This window comes from Paraburkholderia flava (assembly GCF_004359985.1).
In the GTDB taxonomy this organism is placed as follows: Bacteria; Pseudomonadota; Gammaproteobacteria; order Burkholderiales; family Burkholderiaceae; genus Paraburkholderia; species Paraburkholderia flava.
Window position 1 is genome coordinate 118333 of the sequence record NZ_SMRO01000002.1, and the last position, 25164, is coordinate 143496.

At 64.5% G+C, this 25164-nt stretch carries 25 protein-coding genes; 7 read left to right on the forward strand and 18 right to left on the reverse strand.

Annotation, left to right across the window (positions count from 1 at the left end):
- Positions 1 to 141 precede the first annotated feature (141 nt).
- From E1748_RS11855 to E1748_RS11865, 3 genes are all read left to right on the forward strand, one after another.
- A complete protein-coding gene (locus E1748_RS11855) occupies positions 142 to 1257 on the forward strand; it encodes a porin (protein ID WP_133647440.1) in 1116 nt (371 codons plus the stop codon).
- Positions 1258 to 1365: 108 nt separating this feature from the next.
- Positions 1366 to 1770: a lactoylglutathione lyase gene (gene gloA / locus E1748_RS11860; RefSeq protein ID WP_133647441.1), complete on the forward strand. Its 405-nt coding sequence runs from the start codon at positions 1366 to 1368 to the stop codon at positions 1768 to 1770.
- On the forward strand, positions 1748 to 2161 hold the full coding sequence (locus E1748_RS11865) for a hypothetical protein (RefSeq protein ID WP_133647442.1): 414 nt from the start codon (positions 1748 to 1750) through the stop codon (positions 2159 to 2161). Before gloA ends, E1748_RS11865 begins: the two co-directional genes overlap by 23 nt.
- Positions 2162 to 2183: 22 nt before the next feature.
- On the opposite strand, the gene E1748_RS11870 is transcribed toward E1748_RS11865, so the two are convergent.
- The 12 genes from E1748_RS11870 to E1748_RS11925 all read right to left on the reverse strand — a co-directional run bounded on the left by E1748_RS11870 (position 2184) and on the right by E1748_RS11925 (position 15437).
- Positions 2184 to 3035, reverse strand: a complete 852-nt coding sequence (locus E1748_RS11870; RefSeq protein ID WP_133647443.1) for a M48 family metallopeptidase — start codon at positions 3033 to 3035, stop codon at positions 2184 to 2186.
- Positions 3036 to 3079: 44 nt separating this feature from the next.
- A complete protein-coding gene (locus E1748_RS11875) occupies positions 3080 to 3838 on the reverse strand; it encodes a lysophospholipid acyltransferase family protein (protein WP_133647444.1) in 759 nt (252 codons plus the stop codon).
- A gap of 52 nt (positions 3839 to 3890) precedes the next feature.
- Positions 3891 to 4451 (reverse strand): D-glycero-beta-D-manno-heptose 1,7-bisphosphate 7-phosphatase, encoded by a 561-nt coding sequence (gene gmhB, locus E1748_RS11880; protein ID WP_133647445.1) that lies wholly within the window; start codon positions 4449 to 4451, stop codon positions 3891 to 3893.
- Between the two features lie 9 nt (positions 4452 to 4460).
- On the reverse strand, positions 4461 to 6560 hold the full coding sequence (gene glyS, locus E1748_RS11885) for a glycine--tRNA ligase subunit beta (RefSeq protein ID WP_133647446.1): 2100 nt from the start codon (positions 6558 to 6560) through the stop codon (positions 4461 to 4463).
- A gap of 15 nt (positions 6561 to 6575) precedes the next feature.
- The gene (gene glyQ / locus E1748_RS11890; RefSeq protein WP_133647447.1) at positions 6576 to 7583 is read right to left on the reverse strand and encodes a glycine--tRNA ligase subunit alpha; all 1008 of its coding nucleotides are present in this window, start codon (positions 7581 to 7583) and stop codon (positions 6576 to 6578) included.
- Between the two features lie 151 nt (positions 7584 to 7734).
- Positions 7735 to 9426: an apolipoprotein N-acyltransferase gene (gene lnt / locus E1748_RS11895; RefSeq protein ID WP_133647448.1), complete on the reverse strand. Its 1692-nt coding sequence runs from the start codon at positions 9424 to 9426 to the stop codon at positions 7735 to 7737.
- 65 nt (positions 9427 to 9491) lie between these two features.
- Positions 9492 to 10385, reverse strand: coding sequence for an HlyC/CorC family transporter (locus E1748_RS11900; protein ID WP_133647449.1), 894 nt, complete (start codon positions 10383 to 10385; stop codon positions 9492 to 9494).
- 212 nt (positions 10386 to 10597) lie between these two features.
- Positions 10598 to 11263 (reverse strand): gamma-glutamylcyclotransferase, encoded by a 666-nt coding sequence (locus tag E1748_RS11905; RefSeq protein ID WP_240766565.1) that lies wholly within the window; start codon positions 11261 to 11263, stop codon positions 10598 to 10600.
- Between the two features lie 90 nt (positions 11264 to 11353).
- Positions 11354 to 11815 (reverse strand): rRNA maturation RNase YbeY, encoded by a 462-nt coding sequence (gene ybeY, locus E1748_RS11910; protein ID WP_133647450.1) that lies wholly within the window; start codon positions 11813 to 11815, stop codon positions 11354 to 11356.
- Positions 11816 to 11830: 15 nt separating this feature from the next.
- Entirely contained in the window at positions 11831 to 12937 is a 1107-nt protein-coding gene (locus E1748_RS11915) for a PhoH family protein (RefSeq protein WP_133647451.1), read from the reverse strand.
- A 25-nt stretch (positions 12938 to 12962) separates the two neighbouring features.
- A complete protein-coding gene (miaB, locus tag E1748_RS11920; RefSeq protein WP_133647452.1) occupies positions 12963 to 14336 on the reverse strand; it encodes a tRNA (N6-isopentenyl adenosine(37)-C2)-methylthiotransferase MiaB in 1374 nt (457 codons plus the stop codon).
- Between the two features lie 156 nt (positions 14337 to 14492).
- Positions 14493 to 15437, reverse strand: a complete 945-nt coding sequence (locus tag E1748_RS11925; RefSeq protein ID WP_133647453.1) for a LysR family transcriptional regulator — start codon at positions 15435 to 15437, stop codon at positions 14493 to 14495.
- A gap of 117 nt (positions 15438 to 15554) precedes the next feature.
- Between E1748_RS11925 and E1748_RS11930 the strand changes: the two genes are divergently transcribed.
- From E1748_RS11930 to E1748_RS11940, 3 genes are all read left to right on the forward strand, one after another.
- On the forward strand, positions 15555 to 15950 hold the full coding sequence (locus tag E1748_RS11930; protein WP_133647454.1) for a VOC family protein: 396 nt from the start codon (positions 15555 to 15557) through the stop codon (positions 15948 to 15950).
- A 17-nt stretch (positions 15951 to 15967) separates the two neighbouring features.
- Positions 15968 to 17134 carry an MFS transporter gene (locus E1748_RS11935; protein ID WP_133647455.1) on the forward strand — a complete coding sequence of 389 codons (1167 nt, stop codon included), beginning with the start codon at positions 15968 to 15970 and terminating at the stop codon, positions 17132 to 17134.
- A 237-nt stretch (positions 17135 to 17371) separates the two neighbouring features.
- Positions 17372 to 18097 carry a helix-turn-helix domain-containing protein gene (locus tag E1748_RS11940; protein ID WP_133647456.1) on the forward strand — a complete coding sequence of 242 codons (726 nt, stop codon included), beginning with the start codon at positions 17372 to 17374 and terminating at the stop codon, positions 18095 to 18097.
- 16 nt (positions 18098 to 18113) lie between these two features.
- Here E1748_RS11940 and E1748_RS11945 read toward each other — a convergent pair whose 3' ends face one another.
- The 4 genes from E1748_RS11945 to glpD all read right to left on the reverse strand — a co-directional run bounded on the left by E1748_RS11945 (position 18114) and on the right by glpD (position 23117).
- Positions 18114 to 18800: an HAD family hydrolase gene (locus tag E1748_RS11945; RefSeq protein ID WP_133647457.1), complete on the reverse strand. Its 687-nt coding sequence runs from the start codon at positions 18798 to 18800 to the stop codon at positions 18114 to 18116.
- 221 nt (positions 18801 to 19021) lie between these two features.
- A complete protein-coding gene (locus tag E1748_RS11950; RefSeq protein WP_133647458.1) occupies positions 19022 to 19873 on the reverse strand; it encodes an MIP/aquaporin family protein in 852 nt (283 codons plus the stop codon).
- A 60-nt stretch (positions 19874 to 19933) separates the two neighbouring features.
- Positions 19934 to 21433 (reverse strand): glycerol kinase GlpK, encoded by a 1500-nt coding sequence (gene glpK / locus E1748_RS11955; RefSeq protein ID WP_133647459.1) that lies wholly within the window; start codon positions 21431 to 21433, stop codon positions 19934 to 19936.
- A 154-nt stretch (positions 21434 to 21587) separates the two neighbouring features.
- On the reverse strand, positions 21588 to 23117 hold the full coding sequence (gene glpD, locus E1748_RS11960; protein ID WP_133647460.1) for a glycerol-3-phosphate dehydrogenase: 1530 nt from the start codon (positions 23115 to 23117) through the stop codon (positions 21588 to 21590).
- A 215-nt stretch (positions 23118 to 23332) separates the two neighbouring features.
- Between glpD and E1748_RS11965 the strand changes: the two genes are divergently transcribed.
- On the forward strand, positions 23333 to 23695 hold the full coding sequence (locus E1748_RS11965) for a hypothetical protein (RefSeq protein WP_133649327.1): 363 nt from the start codon (positions 23333 to 23335) through the stop codon (positions 23693 to 23695).
- Between the two features lie 164 nt (positions 23696 to 23859).
- Here E1748_RS11965 and E1748_RS11970 read toward each other — a convergent pair whose 3' ends face one another.
- Together E1748_RS11970 and E1748_RS11975 are read right to left on the reverse strand one after the other, a co-directional pair.
- Positions 23860 to 24057 (reverse strand): hypothetical protein, encoded by a 198-nt coding sequence (locus tag E1748_RS11970; protein WP_166653555.1) that lies wholly within the window; start codon positions 24055 to 24057, stop codon positions 23860 to 23862.
- A 289-nt stretch (positions 24058 to 24346) separates the two neighbouring features.
- Entirely contained in the window at positions 24347 to 25126 is a 780-nt protein-coding gene (locus tag E1748_RS11975; RefSeq protein ID WP_133647462.1) for a DeoR/GlpR family DNA-binding transcription regulator, read from the reverse strand.
- Positions 25127 to 25164 lie beyond the last annotated feature (38 nt).

Below are 25164 nucleotides of genomic sequence, written 5' to 3' on the forward strand. Positions count from 1 at the left end.
GTCGACCGGCGGCGCTACACCACACCGCGCCGGCCGGTACGCGACACGACAGCGCGGCACACGGACCGCACGCGCGACGATCAATGTCTGAGAGAGCAAGACCCTATCCGATCAAGACGTCAATCACGAACAGGAGAAGGTATGAAGAAGCTCCGCAGCTGGGGTTACGCCGTGTTGCCGGCCGCACTGGTCTGTCACGGCGCACACGCGCAATCGAGCGTCACGCTCTACGGCATCGCCGACGAAAGCATCCGCTACATGACCCACGCGAACCGCGCCGGCGATTCGTCGGTCGGGCTCGGCACCGGCGGGATGTCGCAAAGCCGTTGGGGATTGAAGGGCGTCGAGGATCTCGGCGACGGATGGTCGACGTTCTTCAAGCTCGAAAACCGCATCACCATCAACAACGGACAAAGCGATCCGACGCTGCCGTTCTTCAACGAAGCGCAAGTAGGTGTGCAGTCGAATTCGTACGGTAAGCTGATCTTCGGTCGTCAGTTCAACGTGATGATCGAAGGCATCACGGTCGGCGGCTACGGCAGCAATCCGTGGATTCCGTACGACTTCAGTTTCCAGCCCGAAGTGACGATGTCCGGCGGGATCTGGACCAGCAACCAGGTGCAGTATCAGGCGCGTGTTCACGACGTGATGTTCGCGTTGGGCTACGCGTTCGGCGGCGTCGCGGGGAGTCCGTCGAACGGCACGCAGGTCGGCGCCGCGGCCGCATGGACACCGAAGGACATACCGGTCACGCTGGGCGGCGCGTACCAGAACTCGAAGGACTCGGTGAACGGCGCCTCCGCGAAAGCATGGAGCGTCGGCGGCTCGTACACGTGGCAGAAGACGCGTTTCGCGATCGGCTACATCGTCAACCAGAACGACGCGGGCTTCAGCAATTTCGCAAACGGTCCGTTCACGGCGCCCGTGCTCGCGGCGCTGAAATACACGGACTTTTCGCGGCGCCGGATGATACTCGGCGGCATCACGCAGCAGGTCGGCGCTGCATGGCATTTCGCCGCGAACGTGTGGCGCACGCTGCAGGACGGCAAGACGCACGCGCAGGACGGCTCGGCCTGGCAGTATCAACTGGTCGCGGACTACGCCCTGTCCAAACGCACCGACGTCTACGTCGAAACCGATTACTCGCTGTATCGCGGCGATCTGATCGGCGCGCAGTTGCAAGGCGTGAACGGCGTCGGCCTCGCGCAGAAGGGCTCGCAACTCGGCGTCATGGGCGGTATCCGGCATCTGTTCTGAACTGAACGCGCGCTGCGTTTTATCACGGCCGGGTTAGCTCGCCCGCGAGCGACCGCACGCGTTTTTCGGTACATTTATGGGCTCGATGTCCCGCAATAAGGAACTCCCATGAGACTGCTTCACACGATGCTTCGCGTCGGTAACCTCGACCGCTCGATCCAGTTCTACACCGAACTGCTCGGAATGAAACTGCTGCGCCGTCACGACTATCCGGAAGGCAAGTTCACGCTCGCCTTCGTCGGTTACGAGGACGAGCGCAATGGCACGGTGCTCGAACTCACGCACAACTGGGACACGGAAACGTACGACCTGGGCAGCGGCTTCGGCCACCTCGCCGTCGAAGTCGACGATGCGTACGCGGCCTGCGCGAAGATCAAGGCGCAGGGCGGCAGCGTGATCCGCGAAGCGGGCCCGATGAAACACGGCACCACCGTGATCGCATTCGTCACCGATCCTGACGGCTACAAGATCGAATTCATCCAGAAGAAACATGACAGCGCAGCACGCGACTGACGACGCGGCGCCGTGCATCGCAGAGCTTGAATCGATTCACGTCGAGATTGCCGCGTGGTTCGACGGCTCTGCTGCGCCGGATTCACTCGACGCGATCATGGCGCGCTTCGCGCCCGACTTCACGCTGGTGACGACGGGAGGCGCGGCGCTCGATCGCGCGACGTTGACGCAGCTGTTCGCGCAGGCCTACGGTGCGCGGCGCGGCTGCAGGATCGTCATCGAGGATATCGCGGTGATCGCGACGTGGCAGGGCGGGGCGGTGCTCGGTTTCACCGAGCATCAGTCGAGCGAAGCAGCGACCAACGTGCGTCGGTCGACTGCGGTGTTCGATATCGACGCGGCGGGTAACGTGCGCTGGCGTCGTCTGCATGAAACGTTCGTGACGGCGTAGCAGTACACCGCGCACAACACATTCACAACGTCGGCAGCAATTCCGGCGGGTGATGCTTCAACGTCTGCCGCGCTTCGCGGAATTCCGGAAAAATCGATTCCACAGTCTGCCAGAAGCGCGGACTGTGATTCATCTCGCGCAGATGCGCGAGTTCGTGCGCGACGACGTAATCGATGATCGACAGCGGGAAGTGGATGAGCCGCCAGTTCAGGCGGATCTTGCCGTCGCTCGAGCAACTACCCCAACGCGTCGCCGCCGATGAAAGCGCATACGCGCGATAGTGAACGCCGAGCTTGTCCGCGTAGATCGCGAGGCGCTCGCCGAACAGGCGTTTCGCTTCACCCTGCAGCCAGCCCTGCACACGGTCCTTGATCTGCTGCTGTTCCGCCTGCGTGGACAGCGGCAATCCGAGTGTCGCCGATAGTGGATCGAATGCGAGATTCGCCGCGCCGAGCGCGACGCGCACCGGATGCCCGAGATACGGCACTTCGGCACCGTCCTTCCAGTCGACGCGCGGCAGCGCACGCTGCTCGACGCGCGTTTGCCACTCGGTCAGCTTCGCAAAAATCCAGCGCTGCTTCTCGACGATCGCGGTTTCGATATCCGCAATCGTGACCCAGCGTGGTGCAGTGATCGCGAGGCCCGTGCCGTCGATTGCAAAACCGATCGAGCGGCGCGACGAGCGTTTCAGTGCGTAGTAGAGCGTCTGGTTGCCGAGCGTCAGACGACGCAGCTTCGAGCCGTCGGGTGCGCGCGGCACGGCGGGTTTTTGCGGCGCGGACGGCGGCGCGATGCCGGGCTCGTCGAAGAGCGGCAGATCGAGTTGCCGGCTATCGAGCGCCGCAGCGGGCTGCGGCGAGGGGGACTTCTGCATCGGATCCGGTTTCGCGCAAAAACGCCCGGGCAGGGCGTGGCGCGTCAGATTTGGGCGGCGGCGGACGTGTTGTCCGCAGCGCGGTACGCTTCGGGATCGATACGACGCATTTCAGCTTCGATCCACTTTTCGACGCGCGTGTTAACTTCGTCGGGCGTGAGCCCCGTGGTGTCCATCGGCTTGCCGATCGACACCGTGACTATACCCGGATATTTTATGAACGAGTTGCGAGGCCACACGCGTCCCGCATTGTGCGCGATCGGTACGACCGGCGCGCCGGTCGCGATCGCGAAGCGCGAACCGCCGGTCTTGTACTTGCCCTGCTTGCCGGTCGGCGTGCGCGTGCCTTCCGGAAACATGATGACCCACGCGCCTTCTTCCATTCGCGCCTTGCCTTGCCGCGCGACCGAATCGAATGCGTTCTTGCCCGCCTTCCGGTCGATGTGAACCATCTTCAGCAGCCCGAGCGTCCAGCCGAAGAACGGCACGTACAGCAGTTCGCGCTTGAACACGTAGCACAGCGGCCGCGGCATCAGTGCGGGGAACGCGAGCGTCTCCCACGCGGACTGATGCTTCGACAGCAGCACGGCGGGACCATCAGGCAGATTCTCCAGGCCTTCGATCCGGTAGCGGATGTTGTTCAACCAGCGTGCCGCGAAGAGTATCGAGCGGCACCAGCCCGTGATCATCCAGTAGCGTCTGTCGGCGCGCATGAACGGAAACGAGATGAAGCACATGGTCGCGTACGGCACCGTGTAGACGCAGAGGAAGATCAGCAGCAGCAGCGAACGGATAAAGCGCATCGTCGTGATGACTCAGTGAGCGTGACGCGCGGTGGCTGCCGCGTCACTGGGGTTACTCATGTTCTTCGGCAAGGAAGTCGAGCGCGAATGCGCGCAGGTCTTCGTGCACCTTCGTGCCCTCGGGCAGACCGCCGGCCGCGAGCGTCTTGCGGCCCTTGCCGGTCAGCACGAGATGCGGCTGGAGGCCGATCGCCGCCGACGCCTGCAGATCGCGCAGCGCATCGCCGACCGACGGCGTGTGCGACGGATCCAGCTCGAAGCGCTCGGCGATCATCTTCAGCATGCCGGGCTTCGGCTTGCGGCATTCGCAGTGATCCTGCGCGGTGTGCGGACAGAAGAACACCGCATCGATCCGGCCGCCGACTGCAGCGGCCGCCCGGTGCATCTTCATGTGCATCGCGTTGAGCGCGGCCATGTCGAACAGACCCCGGCCGATGCCCGACTGGTTCGTCGCAACCGCGACGCGATAGCCGGCCTGATTCAGCCGCGCGATCGCTTCGAGACTGCCGGGCAGCGCGACCCATTCATCGGGCGACTTGATGAACGCATCCGAGTCGGCGTTGATCACGCCGTCCCGGTCGAGCACGACGATTTTTCGCGGAAAGGTCGGCATGGCGGGCGCTCAGGCGGCGAGCCGCGAAATGTCGGCGACGCAGTTCATCTGCTGATGCAGCGCGCCGAGCAGTGCGAGCCGGTTCGCGCGCAGTGCCGGGTCTTCCGCGTTGACCATCACGTCGTTGAAGAACGCGTCGACCGGTTCGCGCAGCGCGGCGAGCGCGGACAGCGCGCCGGTGTACTGGCGTTGCGCGAGCTGCGACTGCACGCGCGGCGCGACCTGTTCGAGCTGCGCGTATAGCGCTTTCTCGGCGGCTTCGACGAAGAGTGCGCTCTGCACGCCGGCGGACGTCGAGCCGTCCGACTTCTTCAGGATGTTCGAGATGCGCTTGTTCGCAGCGGCGAGCGACGCGGCTTCGGCGAGCAACGCGAATTCGCGCACTGCGTCGAGCCGCGCGACGACGTCGTCGAGACGCGTCGGATTCAGCGCGAGCACCGCATCGATTTCACCGGCCGCATAACCGCGTTCGCGCAGCAGACCGCGCAGACGATCGAGACAGAATTCGTAGATCGCGACGGTCGCATCGGCGACCGCGGGCACCGACGCGAACTGCGCGTGCGCGGCACGCAGCAGCGCGACGAGATCGACCGGCAACTGCTTCTCGACCAGAATACGCAGCACGCCGAGCGCGTGACGGCGCAGCGCGAACGGATCTTTTTCGCCGGTCGGCTGCAGGCCGATGCCCCAGATACCGACGAGCGTTTCGAGCTTGTCGGCGAGCGCGACGACGGTGCCCGTCGACGTGGCTGGCAACGCGTCGCCGGAGAAGCGCGGCTGATAGTGTTCCGAACACGCGAGCGCGACTTCCTCGGGCTCGCCGTCGTGGCGTGCGTAGTACGTGCCCATCGTGCCTTGCAGCTCGGGGAATTCGCCGACCATGTCGGTGAGCAGGTCGGCTTTGGCGAGGTGGGCTGCGCGCTTCGCGAGCGCGACGTCGGCACCCGTCAGCGCGGCGATTTCACCCGCCAGCGCTTCGACACGCTGTACACGCTGCAGCGCCGAGCCCAGCTTGTTGTGATAAACCACATTCGCGAGCAGCGGCACGCGATCGGCGAGCGGCTTCTTCTTGTCCTGCTCGAAGAAGAACTTCGCATCCGCGAGACGCGGGCGCACGACGCGCTCGTTGCCTTCGACGATATCGCCCGGCGTCTTCGTCTCGATGTTCGACACGATCAGGAAACGCGAGCGTAGCTTGCCGGCGGCGTCGGTGAGCGCGAAGTACTTCTGGTTCGTCTGCATCGTGAGGATCAGGCATTCCTGCGGCACCTGCAGGAATTCGTCCTCGAAGCGGCACGGGTACACCACAGGCCATTCGACCAGCGCCGTCACTTCGTCGAGCAGCGCGTCGGGCATCACGACCTGATCGTCGCCTGCGTGCGCGAGCAGCTGCGTACGGATGGTTTCCTTGCGATCGTTGAAGCTCGCGACGACACGGCCTTTCTCGAGCAGCGTCTGTGCGTACGAATCCGCGTGCTGGATCGCGACGAATCCTTCGGACAGGAAGCGATGGCCGAGCGTCGTATCCGCTGCGTCGATGCCGAGCGCGCTGACCGGCACGACGTGTTCGCCGTGCAGCACGGTGAGCCGTTGTGCGGGACGCACGAACTTGATGTCGGTGCCGTCCGGGCGCTGGTACGTCATGGGCTTGGGGATCGGCAGCTTCGCCAGCGTTTCGTCGAGCGCGGCCTGCAGGCCGTCGGCGAGCGTTGCGCCCGGCGCCGCGTAGCGCAGGAAAAACGCGTCGGCCTTGCCGTCCGATGCGCGTTCGAGATCGCTCACCGAGAAATCGGGGAAGCCGAGCGCCGCGAGTTTTTTCGCGAGCGGGGCAGTGGGCTTGCCGTCGGCATCGAGTGCCACCGACACCGGCAGCACTTTTTCGCGCACGTGTTTTTCGGGCGCGACGGCGCGCACGTTACGGATCGTCACCGCGAGGCGGCGCGGCGTGGCGTAGCTGTCGAACGACGGTGTGCCTTCGATCAGATCGCGCGCGGCGAGGCGCTGCGCGATGCCTTTGGCGAATTCGTCGCCGAGCAGTGCGAGTGCTTTCGGCGGCAGCTCTTCGGTCAACAGTTCGACGAGCAGGGTGGCGTGTTGGGCTTGAGTCATTTTTTCGAGGTCTCGTCAGTCCGGGTCGATCTTGCGTTCGACCTTCAGCGGCGGCGCCCATGCGGGCATCGCGGCGTCCTGTTCGTCGGTGGTGAGGCCGGGCACGCCGTGCACCGGATTGCCGAGCATCGGGAAGCCGAGCTTCTCGCGCGAGTCGTAGTACGCCTGCGCAACGAGACGCGACAGCGCGCGAATGCGGCCGATGTACGCGGCCCGCTCGGTCACGGAAATCGCGCCGCGCGCGTCGAGCAGGTTGAACGTGTGGCCGGCTTTCAGCACGAGTTCGTACGCGGGCAGCGCGAGCTGCGTATCGATCATCCGCTTCGCTTCGGCTTCGTAGTTGCCGAAGGCCGCGAACAGCAGATCGACGTTCGCGTGTTCGAAGTTGTACGTGGACTGCTCGACTTCGTTCTGGTGATACACGTCGCCATACGACAGACGACGCATTTCCGGACCGTTCGGCCCTTGCTCTTCCCACTCGGTCCACGTGAGGTCGTACACGTTCTCGACCTTCTGCAGATACATCGCGAGACGTTCGAGCCCGTAGGTGATCTCGCCGAGCACCGGCTTGCACTGCAGCCCGCCGACTTCCTGGAAGTACGTGAACTGCGTCACTTCCATGCCGTTCAGCCAGACTTCCCAGCCGAGGCCCCACGCGCCGAGCGTCGGATTTTCCCAGTCGTCCTCGACGAAGCGCACGTCGTTCTGCTTCAGATCGAAGCCGAGTGCTTCGAGCGAGCCGAGGTACAGGTCGAGGATGTTTTCCGGTGCCGGCTTGAGTACGACCTGGTACTGGTAGTAGTGCTGCAGGCGGTTCGGGTTTTCGCCGTAGCGGCCATCCTTCGGACGACGCGACGGTTGCACGTACGCGGCGCGCCACGGCTCGGGGCCGATCGCGCGCAGGAACGTGTGGACGTGGGACGTACCCGCGCCGACTTCCATGTCGATCGGTTGCAGGAGCGCGCAGCCCTGTTTGTCCCAATAGGATTGCAGCGTCAGGATGATTTGCTGAAACGTGAGCATGAAGTGCCTTTCAGGCAGGTCGCGGCACGCAGCGCGGTAGCCGCGTGGCCTCAAGCCAGCGGCAACCGGCCGGTTGCGCGGCCCAGGTGCTAAAACGTTGAATTTTACCGGATTGACGGTGGCTTGAGACTTTCGTGCGGCCTGGCGTGAATCAGGCGTCGCGTTTGCGACTGCCTTTGCCATTCCTGCGCCCCGGACCGAACGCGAAACCGAAGGCGAGCAGCAGCAGCGACACGGCGAGCACCGTGTTGTTGCCGCTCGTCACGTACGGCGTGTTGCCGGACATCCCCTGGACGGTTGTCTCCAGCGTGCCGATCGTGAACGGCTTGAGCCGGCCGGTGATATTGCCGTGCGCGTCGATTGCAGCGGTCGTGCCGGTGTTCGTCGCACGTAGCATCGGGCGGCCGGTTTCCAGCGAGCGCATCCGCGCGATCTGCAGATGCTGGTCGAGCGCGATCGTGTCGCCGAACCAGCCGAGGTTCGTCGAGTTGATCAGCACGCCGGCCTGCGTCGTGTTTTCGCGGATCGAGCGCGCGATCTCCTCGCCGAAGATGTCCTCGTAGCAGACGTTGACCGCAATCGCCTGGTTGTGGACGAAGAACGGCTTTTGCACCGGCGCGCCGCGCGCGAGATCGCCGAGCGGTATGTTCATCATCTGCACGAACCAGTGGAAGCCGTACGGCACGAATTCGCCGAACGGCACGAGGTGATGTTTGTCGTAGCGGTAGATCTCGCTCGAGCCCGGCGTCACGCCGAACAGGCTGTTCGTGAAATCGGTGAGACGGCCGTCCTTCGTCACGGTGCTGCCGAATGCGCCGAACAGGATCGATGTCTTCGTCGAGTCGGCGAAGTTGCGCACCGCAAGGCCGAAGCGCTCGGGCAGTTCCTGCGCGAAGACAGGAATCGCGGTTTCCGGTGTGACGACGAGGTCGGCGGGTTTTGCGGTGATCAGTTGCTGGTATTCGTCGATCTCGGTGAGGATCGTCGCCTTGTCGTACTTCATCTCCTGCTTCACGTTGCCTTGCAGGAGACGCACGGTGAGCGGCGCGTTCGCAGGTGTCGTCCATGCGACGAAGCGCAGCAGCAGACCTGCTGCGATCAGCGCGACGGCGACGCCGCCGGGCACGATCGCGCGGGACTTTGCATTGCCTGCTGACGCAGCACCGACACGCGACTCGCGTGCGCGCACCCACGCCTGCACGATCAGCGCAGCGACGAGCGCGAGCACCCAGCCGACGCCATACACGCCCGCAATCGGCGCAAAGCCACTAAGCGGCCCATCGACCTGCGCATAACCGCTCGCGAGCCACGGAAAACCGGTGAACACCGTGCCGCGCAGCCACTCGCCGAGCGCCCACGCGCTCGCGAAAGCGAACGCGCCGTGCCATGTCGGCGAGAACGGTCGATCGTCGAGTGCGCCGTTGCGTGCATGCCCCGCGCAGAACGACCAGATGCCCGCCGCGAACGCCGGATAGACCGCCAGATATAGCGAGAACAGCGCGACGGCGGCGCCCGCGAGCAGTGCGGACATGCCGCCGTACACATGCATGCTGACGTACAGCCACCATACGCCGGTCACGAAGTTGCCGAAGCCGAACGCGCCGCCGGTCAGCGCGGCACTTCGCCAGCCGGTCGTGCGCGTGAGCCACGCGAACAGGAACGCGAACAGCACGAGTTCGAGCCAGCCGCCATGCGGCGTCGGTGCGAACGACAGCGTATTCGCGGCGCCCGCGACAAATGCCGCGAGATAGTGCCAGCGGGGCAGCACGCGGCGCGTGCGCGCGGCGGTTGCCGCGTCGGGCGTTGCGGCGGAGCGCAGACGGGAAGAGATCGGGTCGGCCATCGTTGCGCGGTCGGCGGGAGGTGAGAAGGGCTTGTTTTTAAAAACTTGAAAGCGCGGCGGCGCGCTCAGGTCTGTACGTGTTGCGCGTCGCGTTCGCGCTGGCCCGCCATCGGATCGTGGCGCACCAGCAGCACGTGAATCTGGCGTGCATCGCCGCGCAGGATTTCGAAGATCAGATCGTCGAGCCGGACCTTCTCGCCGCGATGCGGCACCCGGCCGAAGTGATGCGTGACGAGACCGCCGATCGTGTCGACTTCCTCGTCCGAATAGTGCGTGCCGAACGCTTCGTTGAACTGCTCGATCTCGGTCAGCGCACGCACGCGGAAACGGCCGTCCGGCGATGCGATGATGTTGCCGCTTTCTTCGTCGAAATCGTATTCGTCCTCGATGTCGCCGACGATCTGTTCGAGCACGTCCTCGATCGTGATGAGGCCTGCCACGCCGCCATATTCATCGACGACGATCGCGATGTGATTGTGGTTCACGCGGAAGTCATGCAGCAGCACGTTCAGGCGCTTCGATTCGGGGATGAACACGGCGGGGCGCAGCATGCCGCGTACATCGAATTCTTCTTCGGCGTAGTAGCGCAGCAGGTCTTTCGCGAGCAGCACGCCGATCACGTTGTCGCGATTGCCTTCGTACACGGGGTAGCGCGAGTGCGCCTTGTCGAGCACGTAGGGAATGAATTCGTCCGGGGTTTCGGCGATGTTGATCGCGTCCATCTGCGCGCGCGGAATCATGATGTCGCGTGCGCACAGTTCGGAAACCTGGAATACCCCCTCGATCATCGACAGCGAGTCTGCGTCGATCAGGTTGCGCTCATGCGCATCCTGCAGGATTTCGAGGAGTTCGCCGCGAGAGTCGGGTTCGGGCGAGATGAAGTCGGTCAGTCGCTCGAGCAGCGAGCGCTTTTCCTGGGGTTTGTCGGTAGAGCGTCGACTGGGATAGGTGTCGTTCATGGTGGGGCGCCCGGCCAGACTGGGCGCGCTGTTTCAGAGCACTAAGGATAACATCGCCCATATGGCGGCACCGTGTACCGGCTGTGCGGGCGGTAGCGGCGACCGGGGGCGGCGGCGGTTACGTCCATCCTAACTGATCGACGTGAAAACGTGCAGCGGAGAAAAACACCTGGCTTGGCGGTCTGCTGTGCCCGCGATGTGTCTGGATGCGTCTACCGGCAGCGCTCGAGCAGCGCTTCGAGCGACCGGTCCGGCATGCCGCTTTCGCGCAGCGCCGCGACGGTGCGGCTCACGTAATCGAGTGTCGTGCCATAACGGCCGTGTGCGCAGCCGAACACGGCCCGCACGACGTCGTCGGTCAGCTTGCCGGTGTAGGTCGCGACGTCGCGACGCATCACGAATGCGAGCGCCGCGATGCGCCGGCCGTCGGCGAGTACGCACGGCAGCCACGCCGGCCGGTACGAGCCCATCGCCATTTCGCGGCGCCACAGCGCTTCCAGATGCGGCATCGCGCCTTGTGCGGCGAGCCGGAACGCGATGCCGCTGCACGAGCCGCCGCGATCGAGCGCGAGCACGAGGCCCGGTTGCTCGGGCGTGCCGCGATTCACACGCGACCACAGATACAGCCCGCGATGGTAGCCGTGCACGCGCGAGCGCATCGCTTCGGCGGTTGGCAGGCCGGGATTCCAGATCAGCGAGCCATAGCCGAAGAGCCACAGGTCAGTCGTGCGATCCCAGTCGCACAGCGTGTGTTCGAGCGACGCGTGCAACTCCTCGTCCGTCAGCAGCCGCGACACGCCGAGCGACGGCGGATAGCACGGACCAGCGGGCTGGTCTGGAGCAATCGGGGCGGCAGGTCGAGGAGTGCGGGCGTTCACGGCGCGGGCGTTCGATAACGGAAGATGACGGAACCGGTGCAGATTAACGCGGATCGCGATCGGGCATCGGTGTCGGTGCGGGCATCGGCATCAACGGTAAGGATCCGGAAAGCCGAGCTGCGCGAGGATGTCGGTTTCGATCGCTTCCATTTCCTGCGCTTCGTCTTCGGCCTCGTGATCGTAGCCCTGCGCATGCAGCGCGCCGTGCACGATCAGATGTGCATAGTGCGCGGCGAGCGGCTTCTTCTGCTCGGCGGCTTCGCGTTCGACCACCGGACAGCACAGGATCAGATCGCCCGTCACCGGATCGTCTTCCGACTCCGCGTACGCGAAGGTGAGCACATTCGTCGCGTAATCCTTGCCGCGATACGTGCGGTTCAGCGTGCGGCCTTCGTCCGCATCGACGAACCGCACGGTCAGCTCCGCGTCCGCGAACAGCGCGGCCTTCAACCAGGTGGCGACGGTCGCGCGCGGCAGGATCTGCTTGTGCGCCGGAAACGATTTTGCGGCAGGGAACTGCAGATTCAGCGTGAGTTTCGGCGCGCGGGTCATTGGGGGCGCGAGGGCTCAGCGCGCGTCCGGCGCGCCGTCTTTGTTCGAATGCGCATCGTAAGCCTCGACGATCCGCGCGACCAGCGGATGCCGCACCACGTCCGCGCTCGTGAAGCGCGTGAGCGCGATGCCGCGTACATCCGACAGCACCTGCTGCGCCTCGATGAGCCCGCTCTTGTGGCCGCGCGGCAAATCGATCTGCGTGGTGTCGCCGGTGACGACCGCCTTCGAGCCGAAGCCTATCCGCGTGAGGAACATCTTCATCTGTTCGGGCGTGGTGTTCTGCGCCTCGTCGAGGATGATGAACGCGTGATTCAGCGTGCGGCCGCGCATGTACGCGAGCGGTGCGATTTCGATCATCTGCCGCTCGAACATCTTCGCGGTCTTGTCGAAGCCGAGCAGGTCGTACAGCGCGTCGTACAGTGGTCGCAGGTACGGATCGACCTTCTGCGCGAGATCGCCGGGCAGGAAGCCGAGGCGTTCGCCGGCTTCGACAGCCGGACGCGTCAGCACGATGCGCTTCACCTGGTCACGTTCGAGCGCGTCGACCGCGCAGGCGACCGCGAGGTACGTCTTGCCCGTGCCTGCCGGACCGACGCCGAACGTCACGTCGTGCGCGACGATCTGCTTCAGGTATTCGCGCTGCACGGGCGTGCGGCCGCGCAGATCCGCGCGTCGCGTGTAGAGCTTCGGACCGAGTTCGTCGCCGTCCGCATCGTCGCCGCTGCGCGCCGGTTCGTCGAACGGATGATCAGGGTCGCCGGAGAAACGCGGATCGCGGGTGTCGCGTGTATCGCCGTCGACGCCGTTGCGTGCGGCGGCCTTGCGATGGGCGGGACTGTGGCTTGTCGAGTGGCGCGCTTCGACCAGGGCGAGCTGGATGTCGTCGAGGGACAGCGGTTTGTGCGCGTTGCTGTAGAAGTCTTCGAGTGCGGTCAGCGCGACTTTTGCGCCGCGGCCGCGAATCGTCATCCGGTGGCCGCGACGCTGGATCGTCACATCGAGCGCCTGCTCGATCTGCCGCAGGTTTTCGTCGAGCGGTCCGCAGAGATTGGCGAGCCGTGCGTTGTCGTCGCGCGGAGCGGTGAACTCCAGATGCGACTGGGTGGTCTTCGAGGCGATGATCGCTCCTGTGCCTGGTGGGTGCCTAGTGTGTATTTGCAGGCGCGGCGTCGTGCAGCAGCACGAGTTCGCCGCGCAGCGAATGCGGGTACGCGAGGACGATTTTCACGTCGACCATCTGACCGATCAATCGCGCATGCGATGCGACCGGCGCCGGGAAATTCACCACACGGTTATTTTCAGTACGGCCCGCGAGTTCGTTCGGGTCCTTGCGCGCCGGGCGCTCGACCAGAATCCGCTCGATCTTGCCGACCATCGCTTCGCTGATGCGCGCGACGTTTTCCTCGATGGTGGCCTGCAGATGTTGCAGACGTTTGAGCTTCACTTCGCGCGGCGTGTCGTCGTGCAGGTTCGCGGCCGGCGTGCCGGGACGCGGGCTGTAGATGAACGAGAAGCTCGTGTCGTAGCGCATGTCGTGCACGAGCGCCATCATCTTGTCGAAGTCTTCTTCGGTCTCGCCGGGGAAGCCGACGATCATGTCGGTGGACAGCGACAGGTCCGGACGGATCGCGCGCAGCCGGCGAATCACCGACTTGTACTCGAGCACCGTGTAGCCGCGCTTCATCGCCATCAGGATGCGATCGGAGCCGTGCTGCACCGGCAGATGCAGGTGGTTCACGAGCTTCGGCACCTTCGCGTACGTGTCGATCAAACGCTGCGTGAATTCCTTCGGATGCGACGTCGTGTAGCGGATGCGCTCGATGCCGGGCACTTCTGCGACGTATTCGATCAGCGTCGCGAAATCGGCGATCTCGGGCGAGTGTTGCGTGACCGCGCCGCGATAGGCGTTCACGTTCTGGCCGAGCAGCGTGACTTCGCGCACGCCCTGGTCGGCGAGACCGGCGATTTCGGTCAGCACGTCGTCGAGCGGGCGCGATACTTCTTCGCCGCGCGTGTACGGCACGACGCAGTAGCTGCAGTACTTGCTGCAGCCTTCCATGATCGACACGAACGCGCTTGGACCATCGACGCGCGCGGGCGGCAGATGGTCGAACTTCTCGATCTCGGGAAATGAAATGTCGACCTGCGGACGGCCGCTCGCGCGGCGCTGGTCGATCATCTGCGGCAGACGGTGCAGGGTTTGCGGACCGAACACGAGGTCGACGTACGGCGCGCGCGCGACGATCGCCGCGCCTTCCTGGCTCGCGACGCAACCGCCGACGCCGATCAGCAGATTCGGGTTCGCTTCCTTCAGCTCGCGCACGCGGCCGAGATCGGAGAAGACCTTTTCCTGCGCCTTTTCGCGCACCGAGCAGGTGTTGAACAGAATGACGTCCGCGTCTTCCGGGGAGTCGGTCTTGACGAGGCCTTCAGCGGCGCCGAGTACGTCGACCATCTTGTCGGAGTCGTACTCGTTCATCTGGCAGCCGAAGGTCTTTACATAAACTTTCTTGGTCATCGAGATTCGCCGTTCGCAGTGGTTAACCTGGGGGCGTCTGCAATTTAAAAAACGGGTGAAAGAGGGGCTTGAAACCCCGCAGACAGGGCTGCGGGGTAAGGCTCGCGTGAATCCGCCATTATAGCCGCTCGACGCGGCTGGTTCATGGCCTCGGGGTTACTTCAAGGCGCCCGGTTCGGGGCCGAGCAGCGCGTCCAGCTCGCCTGCGACCTGCGCGAAACGCTCGGCGAGGAAGTCGAGCAGCACGCGCACGCGCGGCGCCATGAAGCGGTTGCGGTGATACAGCGCGTGCAGCGGCGCGTCCGGATAGCGCCAGTCCGGCAGCAGCACGCGCAGCCCGTCGGCGCGCAGGTCCGCCTCGACGTCCCACATCGACTTGACCACGATCCCGTAGCCGCGCAACGCCCATTCGCGCGCGATTGCGCCGTCGTTGGTTTCGCGCGCGAGCTCAAGTGGGACGGTGTAATGCTGCACTTCGTCGCCGCGCGTGAAGCGCCATTCGGTGACCGGTCCCGACGACGTGGTCAGCACGATGCAGCGAAAGCGCGCGAGGTCGGCAGGGTCTTTCGGCTCGCCATAGCGCGCAATGTATTCCGGCGACGCGCAGACCACGCGCCGGTTCGGCGCGAGCCGCTTCGCGACGAGCGAACTGTCCTGCGGCACGCCGAAGCGGATCGCGAGGTCGATGTCTTCCTGCACGAGATTCGACAGCGAATCGGACAGCGACAGCGCGAACGTGACTTCCGGATAGAGCAGGTTGAATTCGTCGAGCCAGTGCATCAGCAGGTTGCGGCCGAAATCGGACGTCGCCGAGATGCGCACCTTGCCGCGCACGACGTTCTGGCCGGCCTGCAGTGCGGCTTCGGCGTCGTCGAGCGCCTGCAGCGCCTGCTGGCAGCAGTTCAGGTAGAGGCGGCCTTCGTCGGTGAGGCGTAGCTGGCGCGTGGTCCGCTCGAAAAGCCGTGTCTTCAGCTGCGTTTCGAGTTTTGCGAGCCGCGCACTGGCGGCGGCCGGCGTGAGCCCGAGCTTGCGGCCCGCCGCCGATAGACCACCCAGCTTCGCCGCCTCGACGAACAGGCGAATGTCGCCGAGATTGTCCATCGATTATTCCAAAGAATTTGAAAATGATTCAAATGCTACGCCAATTCTCCAATTGACGCGCCGCGGCGACAATGCGCGCATCCAGACGTCCTTCTGCCCTTCTGCGATACCAGCGCCATGCATCTTGACCATGCGACCGTCGTCACTCCCGATCTCGAACACGCTCGACGGTTTTTCGTCGACGTCGTCGGGCTCGTTGTGGGGGCGCGTCCGCCGTTCGGGATCGACGGGTACTGGCTGTACGCAGGCGAGCGGCCGGTGATTCATCTGGTCGACGCGACGGTGCCGGGTGCAGGCTCTGCTGCTGGACGCCCGGCGCCGCGTATCGATCACGTCGCATTCCGGATCGACGGCCCCGACGAATGGCAGGCGCTGATTGCACGGCTCGCTGCCGCGCAGACGGTCTACCAGGTCGCGGAAGTGCCGCAGGCAGATGAATTGCAACTGTTCGTCGCGCTCGCGCCCGGCGTCGTCATCGAATTCGTGACGGCCCGGCGCCACACGCATCACTGAAAAAACGGAGAGCTTCCATGCCCATTCCTTTAATCGCGCTCGCGATCAGCGCGTTTGCCATCGGCACGACCGAATTCGTCATCATGGGTCTGCTCCCCGACGTTGCGCGCGATCTTGCGGTGTCGTTGCCGTCGGCGGGGCTGCTTGTCAGCGGCTATGCGCTCGGTGTCGCGGTCGGTGCGCCGCTGCTCGCGGCGATCACCAGCAAGATGCCGCGCAAGTTCGCGTTGCAGTTGCTGATGGGCGTGTTCATCGTCGGCAACGTGCTGTGCGCGATCGCGTCGAACTATTCGCTGCTGATGGTCGCGCGCGTCGTCACGTCGTTCGCGCACGGGTCGTTCTTCGGCATCGGCGCGGTGGTGGCCGCGTCGCTCGTGCCGCAGGAAAAGCGCGCGAGTGCGATCGCGCTGATGTTCACCGGCCTCACGCTCGCGAACGTGCTCGGCGTGCCGTTCGGTACGTTCATCGGGCAGGAATTCGGCTGGCGGATGGCATTCTGGATCGTGGCCGCGCTCGGCGTTGCGTCGCTCGCGGGCGTTACGGCGCTTGTACCGAACCGGCACGATAGCGGTCCCGTCGGCCTTGGTCACGAAGTGCGCGTGCTGAAGGACGTGCGGGTCTGGATTGCACTGCTAATGACGGTGCTCGGCTTCGGCGGCGTGTTCGTCGTGTTCACGTACATAGCGCCGATCCTCGAACAGGTGAGCGGCTTCTCGCCGCGCGGTGTGACGCTGATCCTCGTGCTGTTCGGCATCGGCCTGACGATCGGCAATACGGTCGGCGGCAAACTCGCGGACCGCGCGCTGATGCCTTCGCTGATGGGCATCCTGATCGCACTTGCGGTCGTGATGGCGATCTTCGCGCGCACCAGCCATTCGCAGATCGCTGCGGCGGTGACGATTTTCGTGTGGGGCATCGCGGCGTTCGCGACGGTGCCGCCGTTGCAGATGCGTGTGGTCGAGAAGGCGGCTGCTGCGCCGAATCTCGCGTCGACGCTAAACATCGGTGCGTTTAACGTCGGCAATGCGGGCGGTGCGTGGCTTGGTGGGCTGGCGATCGGGCAGGGTTATGGGCTCGATGCGTTGCCTTGGGTGGCTGCGGCGGTTACCGTTGCTGCGTTGCTGCTGACGTGGATTGCTTTCCGGATGGATGCGCCGGCGGCGGCGGTGGCGCAGCGGGCTTGACGGTTTGCGTGGTGAGCGTGGCGTTTCGTGCGCCACGCGTGAGGTTTCACGCAACGCGGGCGACGTTCCGCGTAGCGCACGCCGCGTTATGAAAAATCGGCACAAGCATTCTCAGAATCGCCCTCTGCGATGCTGATAACAGTGTGAAGATAACTTCGTTAGACGTAACGAAACACGATGCTAGTCTTGCCTCCACTAACGCTTGCCCGCCTTCCGGCGGCGCTCCTGGAGGCAATCATGCATTCCCCGCTTGCGCTCGTTCGCGATCCCGCGGCTGATGCCGCCTTGACCGGCGCGCATCGCGCGCTCGATGCCCATCATGCCGGCGACGGCGCCGCTCACGACACTCTGCGTACGGCAGAATCGTTCGATGCGCTCGAGCATCTCGTCGGTATCAATCTCGCGCGATTGCGTGCGGAGCGGCAACTGTCGCTCGATGCGCTGGCCCGCGCGTCCGGCGTGTCGCGCGCGATGCTCGCGCAGATCGAATCGGCGCGCAGCGTGCCGTCGATCAAGGTGCTATGCAAGGTCGCCGCTGCATTGAAGGTGTCGGTGTCCGCGTTTCTGCGCCGGCATGCGCTGAACGGTTTCGAGCATCTTCCCGCGGATCGTGCGGCGCGCGTCGTCAGTTCGGACGGCCGCTATTCGGCTCGCTCGCTGTATCCGGATGCCGAGCCGGCCGCCGCCGAATTCCACGAGCTGCGCATCGCGCCGCTGCACACGGAGCCCGGCACGCGTCGCGCACCGGGGACGACGGTGAATCTGGTGGTCAGCGAAGGCACGCTCGAAGTGAGCGTGCACGATCAGCGGCAACTGCTCGCAACCGGCGATGCGATCGTCTTCGACGCCGATCAGCCGTACAGCCTGCGCAATCCCGGCGATACCGAAGCGCGTGCGTTTCGCGTGACGCTGAATGCGGAGACGCCGCCGCGCTGGGATGTGCCGTCGGATACGGCTCGATGAGGTGACGGTTGGCTGACTACGACTGCACGTCGCCGAATTCCCCGCGTACGCCGGCTTCGACGAGCGCGGGCAGTTCATCCATCCGTTCGATAATGCGGGTCATGCCCATCTTGCGCAGCACGTCCGCGTAACCCGACGGGATGTGACTCGCGCCGACGAACGCGATCGTCTTCATGCCGGCCGCGCGTGCCGCGTTCAATCCGGCAATGCTGTCTTCTACGACCACGCAGCGGCCCGGCTCGATACCCAGTTGCTGCGCGGCGAACAGATAGACGTCGGGGTAGGGCTTCGGCCGGGCGACCTGCTCGGCGCTGAACACACGCGGTCCGAAGATTTCACTCAATCCCGCGCGTCGCACCGACGCGACCACGCGCGTCATCCGGCTGTTCGATACGACCGCGGCGGGCAGTGTCACGCGCTGCAGCGCGTCGCGTACGCCGTTGATGGGGCTCAGCGAAGCGGCGAGCCCGATTTCGACGTTGCGCTCGACGGTGACGAGAAAGTCGGCGGGCAGCTTGATGTCGAACGACGCTTCGACGCCCGCGAGGAAGCGCGAAGTCTGCTGGCCGAATGCCGTTTTGACGACAGGCTCGAAATCGAGGCCGGGGAACAGCGCCGTGAGCGTGTCGAACATCACGCGGTCGGCGATGACTTCGCTGTCGACGAGTACGCCGTCGCAGTCACAAATGAGGTGGTCGATCATGCGGAGACAGAAGAGGCGCGCGGATTATCCGCACGACGCATAAAGACGCCATGATACGTGCTTTGTGGGTGGGGTCGGGTGGTGCGGGCGCGCTGTGCCGCCGGGCATCGGTGTGGTTTCGTTGGGTGTTTCATTAGCGGTTATCCTGCGGCCCGCAGGATAACCGCCCGACCTGTCATGACGTTGACGAACCCGCGCACCGCACGAGTCCGTCGCCCAACCTACATCTGCTCCGCGTGTTCCTTGATCGTTTCGCCCTCGAGCGACCGCACGCGAGCCGGCAGGAACGGATGGATCAGCAACTGGTACGCACCGCCACCGATCACACCGCCAATCAACGGTGCGACCACCGGAATCCACCAGAAATTGTCCGGCGACGGCAGTGCCGACGAACCCCAACCAGCGAAGTAAGCAAACAAACGCGGCCCGAAATCGCGAGCCGGATTCATCGCCCACGCTTCGAGATAGCCCATCGACGCACCGAGTGTCGCGACGAGGAAGCCGATCATCAGCGCGCCGACATTCGCCTTGGGCGCCATTTCGTTGAACTGCTCGGTGATCGCGAAGATGCCGAACAGCAGCAGCGCGGTCAGGATCACTTCGTCGGAGAACGCGTGCATCGGCGTGACTGCGAGACCCGGATGCGTGAAGAACACGCCGGCTGCGCCGCCGTCCGCGCGCGTCAGATGATGCACCGCGTTGAAGTGGTCGATCACTGGTCCGAACAGCGCATACACGAGAATTGCGCCGAGGATGCCGCCGATCACCTGCGCAACCCAGTACGGCACCACCTTGCGCCACGAGAAACCGCGAAACAGCGCGAGTGCCAGCGTGACGGCCGGATTCGCATGCGTGCCCGAGATCGAACCGGTCACGTAGATCGCTAGCGTGACCGCCAGCCCCCATGCCATGCAGACGCCCCAATAGGCGTTCACATAGGGACTGGGATCGTAAAGCGTGTACATGCATGCGACCGAATCGCCGAAAGCGATGATGATGAACACGGCGATGGCCTCGGAAATCAGTTCGCCGACGAACTGACGCTTCGCAATTTGTTTAGTTATGCTGGACATTAAAAACGCTCCTGTATTGTGTGAACGGGCCGATCTGCGCACGCGAACGTGCGCGTCGCATCAACTTGCGTCGGCCCAGGCCTTCGCGGCATTCACGGCGCGCTGCCAGCCGTGCACGTTGCGCTTGACCTCTTCCGGATCCAACTGAGCGTTGAAGCGCCGGTCGAGCTTCCACTGGCTTTTCAGCTCTTCGACGTCCTTCCAGTACCCGACGGCGAGACCCGCGAGATAGGCGGCACCGAGGGCCGTCGTTTCGCTGATCTGCGGACGCACCGCGTCGACGCCGAGAATGTCCGCCTGGAACTGCATCAGCAGATTGTTCGCGCAGGCGCCGCCGTCGACGCGCAGTTCGCCGATGCGGATGCCGGAGTCAGCTTCCATTGCCTTCAATACGTCGAGCGACTGATAGGCGATCGAATCGAGCGCGGCGCGTGCGATATGTGCCGACTCGGTGCCGCGTGTGACGCCAAACAAGGTGCCGCGCGCGCGCGCGTTCCAGTGCGGTGCGCCGAGTCCCGCGAATGCCGGCACCAGGTAGACGCCGTCGCTATGCGGCACGCTGCCGGCGAGCTTTTCGATCTCGGCCGCGGTCTTGATGATGCCGAGCCCGTCGCGCAGCCATTGCACGACTGCACCCGCGATGAAGATGCTGCCTTCGAGCGCGTAGTTGATCTGGTCGCCGATCTGCCACGCAATCGTCGTGACGAGGTTGTTCTTCGATTCGATCGGCTTGTCGCCGGTGTTCATCACGAGGAAACAGCCGGTGCCGTAGGTGTTCTTCACCATGCCGGACTGCGTGCACATCTGGCCGAACAGCGCCGCGTGCTGGTCGCCGGCGATGCCCGCGAGCGGAATCTTCGATGCGAACACGGTGGTCACGGTCTGTCCATACACCTCGGACGACGGACGGACTTCGGGCAGCATGCTGCGCGGAATATCGAGCGCTTCGAGCAGCTCGTCGTCCCATTGCAGCGTATGGATGTTGAACAGCATCGTGCGCGATGCGTTGGTGACGTCGGTGACGTGCAGACCGTGCTTCGTGAAATTCCACACGAGCCAGCTGTCGACGGTGCCGAACGCGAGCTTGCCTTGCTTCGCCTTTTCGCGCGCACCTTCGACGTTGTCGAGAATCCAGCGGATCTTGGTGCCGGAGAAATACGAATCGATCGGCAGGCCGGTCTTCGCGCGCACCTTCGCTTCGAGTCCGTCGGCTTTCAGCTGATCGCAGAAATCGGCGGTGCGGCGGTCCTGCCACACGATCGCGTTGTAGATCGGCTGCCCGGTCTCGCGGTCCCACACGATCGTGGTTTCGCGCTGGTTCGTGATGCCGATCGCGGCGATCGACGTGCCGTTGAGCCCGGCCCGCGTCACGGCTTCGGCTGCGACGCCGGCCTGGGTCGACCAGATTTCCTGCGGATCGTGTTCGACCCAACCCGGACGCGGATAGATCTGCTGGAACTCTTTCTGCGCGACCGACACGATGTTGCCCTGGCGATCGAACAGCATCGCACGGGAGCTGGTAGTACCCTGGTCGAGGGCGAGCACGTATTGATCCTGCATTGTCTCTTCTCCATGTGTTTCGATGACGCGCCGGACGACGTCCGGCGCTCCGGAACGGCTTGTTGTTGTAGTGATGCAGCAACCGCCGTAGTGGGTGCTTGCCGTTCGTCGAACGGCGGGTGGCGGCACGACGATGCGCGCCGCCGGACTTCGATTACGCGTGCTGGCTGACTGGTTCGCGCGCGAACCACGCGTCGATTTCGCTGCTAATCCGTTCGAGCGTGCCCGGCTCGACATGCAGGCCAAGCTTCGAACGGCGCCACAGCACGTCCTTCGCGCTGCGCGCCCATTCGGTGTCGCGCAGATAGCGCAGTTCCGCTTCATACAGCGACGGGGCGAATTCCGTACCGAGATCGGCGATGGAGCGCGCGCCGCCGATCAGCGTGGCGGCACGCGTGCCGTATGCGCGTGCATAACGGCGCGCGAGCGTGGCCGGCAGCCACGGAAACTGCTGCTGGAACTGCGCGACGAAGCGGTTGAAATCGGCGTTGGCGATATCGCCGCCGGGCAGCGGTGCGCCGGCAGTCCACGACGGCGCGTCGAGCTCCAGCACGCGCGAGAGTTCGTCGACGGCTTCTTCCGCGAGCTTGCGGAACGTCGTGATCTTGCCGCCGAACACCGACAGCAGCGGCGCTTCGCCGGCGGGCGCGTCGAGTTCCAGCCGGTAATCGCGCGTGACGGCGGACGGGTTGTCGGCGTTCTCGTCCTCGAGCAGCGGACGCACGCCCGAATAGGTCCAGCGCACGTCGCGCGGTGAGATCTGTTGACGGAAGTAGCGGTTGATCGAATCGCACAGGTACTGCGTTTCGTCCGGCGTGATCGCGACCTGGGCGGGGTCGCCGTGATACTCGATGTCGGTGGTGCCGATCAGCGTGTAGTCGTGTTCGTACGGGATCGCGAAGATGATCCGCTTGTCCGGGTTCTGGAAGATGTACGCGTGGTCGTGTTCGAACAGGCGCGGCACGATGATGTGGCTGCCCTTCACGAGCCGCACGCTGTGATTCGCGTCGCGACCGAGCGGACCGTGCAGCAGTTCGCCGACCCACGGTCCCGCAGCGTTCGCGATGGCGCCCGCGCGCACGTCGAGCGTCACGCCGCCCGGTTGCTGCAGCTTTGCATGCCACTCGCCGCCGGCCCGCACCGCGCCGATCAGCTTCGTGCGTGTCAGAACGGTTGCGCCGTGTTCGCGTGCATCGAGTGCGTTCAGCACGACGAGGCGTGCATCGTCGACCCAGCCGTCGGAATAGACGAAGCCGCGCTTGATCGTGTCAACGAGCGGTTTGCCGGCCGGATGCTTGCGCATGTCGATGCCGCGCGAGCCCGGCAGCAGTTCGCGACGGGCGAGGTGATCGTAGAGGAAGAGGCCGGCGCGGATCAGCCACGCGGGACGCAGATCGGGCATGTGTGGCATCACGAAGCGCAGCGGCCACATGATGTGCGGCGCCGCGCGCAGCAGCGTCTCGCGTTCCTGCAGCGCCTTGCGCACGAGCCCGAATTCGCGGTACTCGAGGTAGCGCAGGCCGCCGTGGATCAGCTTGGTGCTGGACGACGACGTGTGCGCGGCGAGATCGTCCTGTTCGCAGAGCAGCACCGACAGGCCACGGCCCGCGGCGTCGCGCGCGATGCCCGCGCCGTTGATTCCGCCGCCCACGACGAGCAGGTCATACCTCGAGCCTTGCGTCACCAGATGTCTCCTCTGCGACCATGAAAGAAAACCTATCGAACTGATAGTGTTCGTTTTCGAACTCTAATGAACAAATTCGAAAAAGTAAAGTTCGGTTGTGGATCGACCATCCGGCTGGCTGGCGCAATCCGCAGCCACGGACGATACTCACGGCAACGGTCTTTTCGAGGTGAGCTATGGGTGCAATGCGGGGTGCAGCGCAGCGTGCAGTATTGATGATCGGTGCCGCGACGCTCGTCGCGGGTTGTGTGGGAACGCCGTCGGATCTTGCAGGCGGATGGGGCGCACCGTCGCTGTCGGCGCTTCAGCAGATGTGCGGTGCGCAGAACGTCGATTACGGTAGCGACGCGCAGCCGGTCTACTCGACGCTATTCGATGCGTACGTGGCGAGCCGCCACGGCGGGTTGTCGAAAGAGGGTTTCTGTTCGTTCCAGACGACGCTCGCGCAGCAGTACACGACGCTCGGCGCGACCGGCGATCCGGCGACGCGCAACCGCTGGGTCGCGTTCTTTCTCGATCAGCGGGTGAAGGCATTGAGCTGGCGAGCGGCCGTCGATTCGACGTTGCGCAGCGGCTGACCTGAACGCGAGCGCATAAACGAAAACGAAACGGCCGGAGAGGCACATGCCTCTCCGGCCGTTTTCATGATCGACGCGACGCACATGCGCCCGCCATCCTGTGTGTCGGCTACCGGCCGACCGCGCAGGAAACTGTGTGATGTTCGAGGCGCCTGACGATAGCCTTATGAGAGCCGTTTGATGGCCCGCAATGCGGTGTCGCCGATTTCGGTGATGCGCAACTGGCGCATGCCGGAGGCGAGTTTTTCGAGCTGGACGAGCTGCCGTTCCAGCAGCGCGTCGAGTTCTTCCCGTTCCATATCGACCTGGTTGGGGGCGTCCTTCACTAGCAACAACGTGGCGAATTCATGCGGACTCAGCATCGTTTTCTCCATGTTAGCCGGGCCCCGATTGCCAGACAGCCGGTCGGCGGACCGGTGCGGTTTTTTCAGGGGCAGGCCATGCGCAAGGAAAAGCGTGTACGACGACGCAACGGGGCGGACGCGCGTCGGGGAACTGGAGTGTAGTCAACCGCGCGGCGAACGACAAACCCTCCCCGTAAAATTTTCCGTTTGACAATTACCCGCTTGAGAGGCGGTCCGCGTCTCCCGTCAAATCCTTGATTTCACTCGAAGTTTTGCGTGCGGCGCAGCATGCGTGCGGCCGTTCGCCTTATTCGGCGATGTAGACCTGGATGCCGGCGGCTGTGAGTGTCTCGTCCATCTCGGCGGGCGGGGCGGCATCGGTGAAAAGCGCGTCGATCTGGTTCAGGTGGCCCTGCCGGACGAGCGCCGGGCGGCCGAATTTCGAGTGATCGGCGGCGAGGAACGCGGTGCGTGCATGCTCGATGATCGCTTCGGCCACGCGCACTTCGCGCGTGTCGAAGTCGCGCAGCGTGCCGTCGGGTTCGATGCTCGACGTCCCGATGATCGCGAAATCGACCTTGAACTGGCGGATGAAGTCGATCGCCAGCTCGCCGACGATGCCCTTGTCCCACGGCCGCACGATTCCGCCCGTCACCAGTACCTCGCAATCCGGATAGCCGCTCATCATGCTGGCGACATTCAGATTGTTGGTGATCACGCGCAGCCCGCGATGCCGGTTCAACGCGCGCGCGATTTCTTCGGTCGTCGTGCCGAGGTTGATGAAGAGGGATGCCTGATCGGGAATGTGAGTGGCCACCAGCGTCGCGATGCGGCGCTTCTCTTCGTGGAACATCCGCTGTCGCGCGGTGTACGACACGTTCTCCGAGCTGGTCGGCAGGCTCGCGCCGCCGTGATAGCGGCGCAGCAGATTCATGTCCGCGAGCCAGTTCACGTCGCGCCGGATGGTCTGCGGCGTCACGTCGAAATGGGCCGCGAGATCTTCCACGGTGACGAAGCCGTCGCGTTGCACCCACTCGAGCAGTTCCTGTTGACGCGCGTTGAGGGTCAGGCGAGGGTCTCGGGTCATGACGTTCCAGGTGTCGCTGCGTACGAAGCGGGGTTGAG

Coding starts and splice junctions, on each gene's coding strand:
- E1748_RS11855 (WP_133647440.1), top strand. CDS start 142: ATGAAGAAGCTCCGCAGCTGGGGTTACGCCGTGTTGCCGGCCGCACTG.
- gloA (WP_133647441.1), top strand. CDS start 1,366: ATGAGACTGCTTCACACGATGCTTCGCGTCGGTAACCTCGACCGCTCG.
- E1748_RS11865 (WP_133647442.1), top strand. CDS start 1,748: ATGACAGCGCAGCACGCGACTGACGACGCGGCGCCGTGCATCGCAGAG.
- E1748_RS11870 (WP_133647443.1), bottom strand. CDS start 3,035: ATGCAGAAGTCCCCCTCGCCGCAGCCCGCTGCGGCGCTCGATAGCCGG.
- E1748_RS11875 (WP_133647444.1), bottom strand. CDS start 3,838: ATGCGCTTTATCCGTTCGCTGCTGCTGCTGATCTTCCTCTGCGTCTAC.
- gmhB (WP_133647445.1), bottom strand. CDS start 4,451: ATGCCGACCTTTCCGCGAAAAATCGTCGTGCTCGACCGGGACGGCGTG.
- glyS (WP_133647446.1), bottom strand. CDS start 6,560: ATGACTCAAGCCCAACACGCCACCCTGCTCGTCGAACTGTTGACCGAA.
- glyQ (WP_133647447.1), bottom strand. CDS start 7,583: ATGCTCACGTTTCAGCAAATCATCCTGACGCTGCAATCCTATTGGGAC.
- lnt (WP_133647448.1), bottom strand. CDS start 9,426: ATGGCCGACCCGATCTCTTCCCGTCTGCGCTCCGCCGCAACGCCCGAC.
- E1748_RS11900 (WP_133647449.1), bottom strand. CDS start 10,385: ATGAACGACACCTATCCCAGTCGACGCTCTACCGACAAACCCCAGGAA.
- ybeY (WP_133647450.1), bottom strand. CDS start 11,815: ATGACCCGCGCGCCGAAACTCACGCTGAATCTGCAGTTCCCTGCCGCA.
- miaB (WP_133647452.1), bottom strand. CDS start 14,336: ATGACCAAGAAAGTTTATGTAAAGACCTTCGGCTGCCAGATGAACGAG.
- E1748_RS11925 (WP_133647453.1), bottom strand. CDS start 15,437: ATGGACAATCTCGGCGACATTCGCCTGTTCGTCGAGGCGGCGAAGCTG.
- E1748_RS11930 (WP_133647454.1), top strand. CDS start 15,555: ATGCATCTTGACCATGCGACCGTCGTCACTCCCGATCTCGAACACGCT.
- E1748_RS11935 (WP_133647455.1), top strand. CDS start 15,968: ATGCCCATTCCTTTAATCGCGCTCGCGATCAGCGCGTTTGCCATCGGC.
- E1748_RS11940 (WP_133647456.1), top strand. CDS start 17,372: ATGCATTCCCCGCTTGCGCTCGTTCGCGATCCCGCGGCTGATGCCGCC.
- E1748_RS11945 (WP_133647457.1), bottom strand. CDS start 18,800: ATGATCGACCACCTCATTTGTGACTGCGACGGCGTACTCGTCGACAGC.
- E1748_RS11950 (WP_133647458.1), bottom strand. CDS start 19,873: ATGTCCAGCATAACTAAACAAATTGCGAAGCGTCAGTTCGTCGGCGAA.
- glpK (WP_133647459.1), bottom strand. CDS start 21,433: ATGCAGGATCAATACGTGCTCGCCCTCGACCAGGGTACTACCAGCTCC.
- E1748_RS11965 (WP_133649327.1), top strand. CDS start 23,333: ATGATCGGTGCCGCGACGCTCGTCGCGGGTTGTGTGGGAACGCCGTCG.
- E1748_RS11970 (WP_166653555.1), bottom strand. CDS start 24,057: ATGCTGAGTCCGCATGAATTCGCCACGTTGTTGCTAGTGAAGGACGCC.
- E1748_RS11975 (WP_133647462.1), bottom strand. CDS start 25,126: ATGACCCGAGACCCTCGCCTGACCCTCAACGCGCGTCAACAGGAACTG.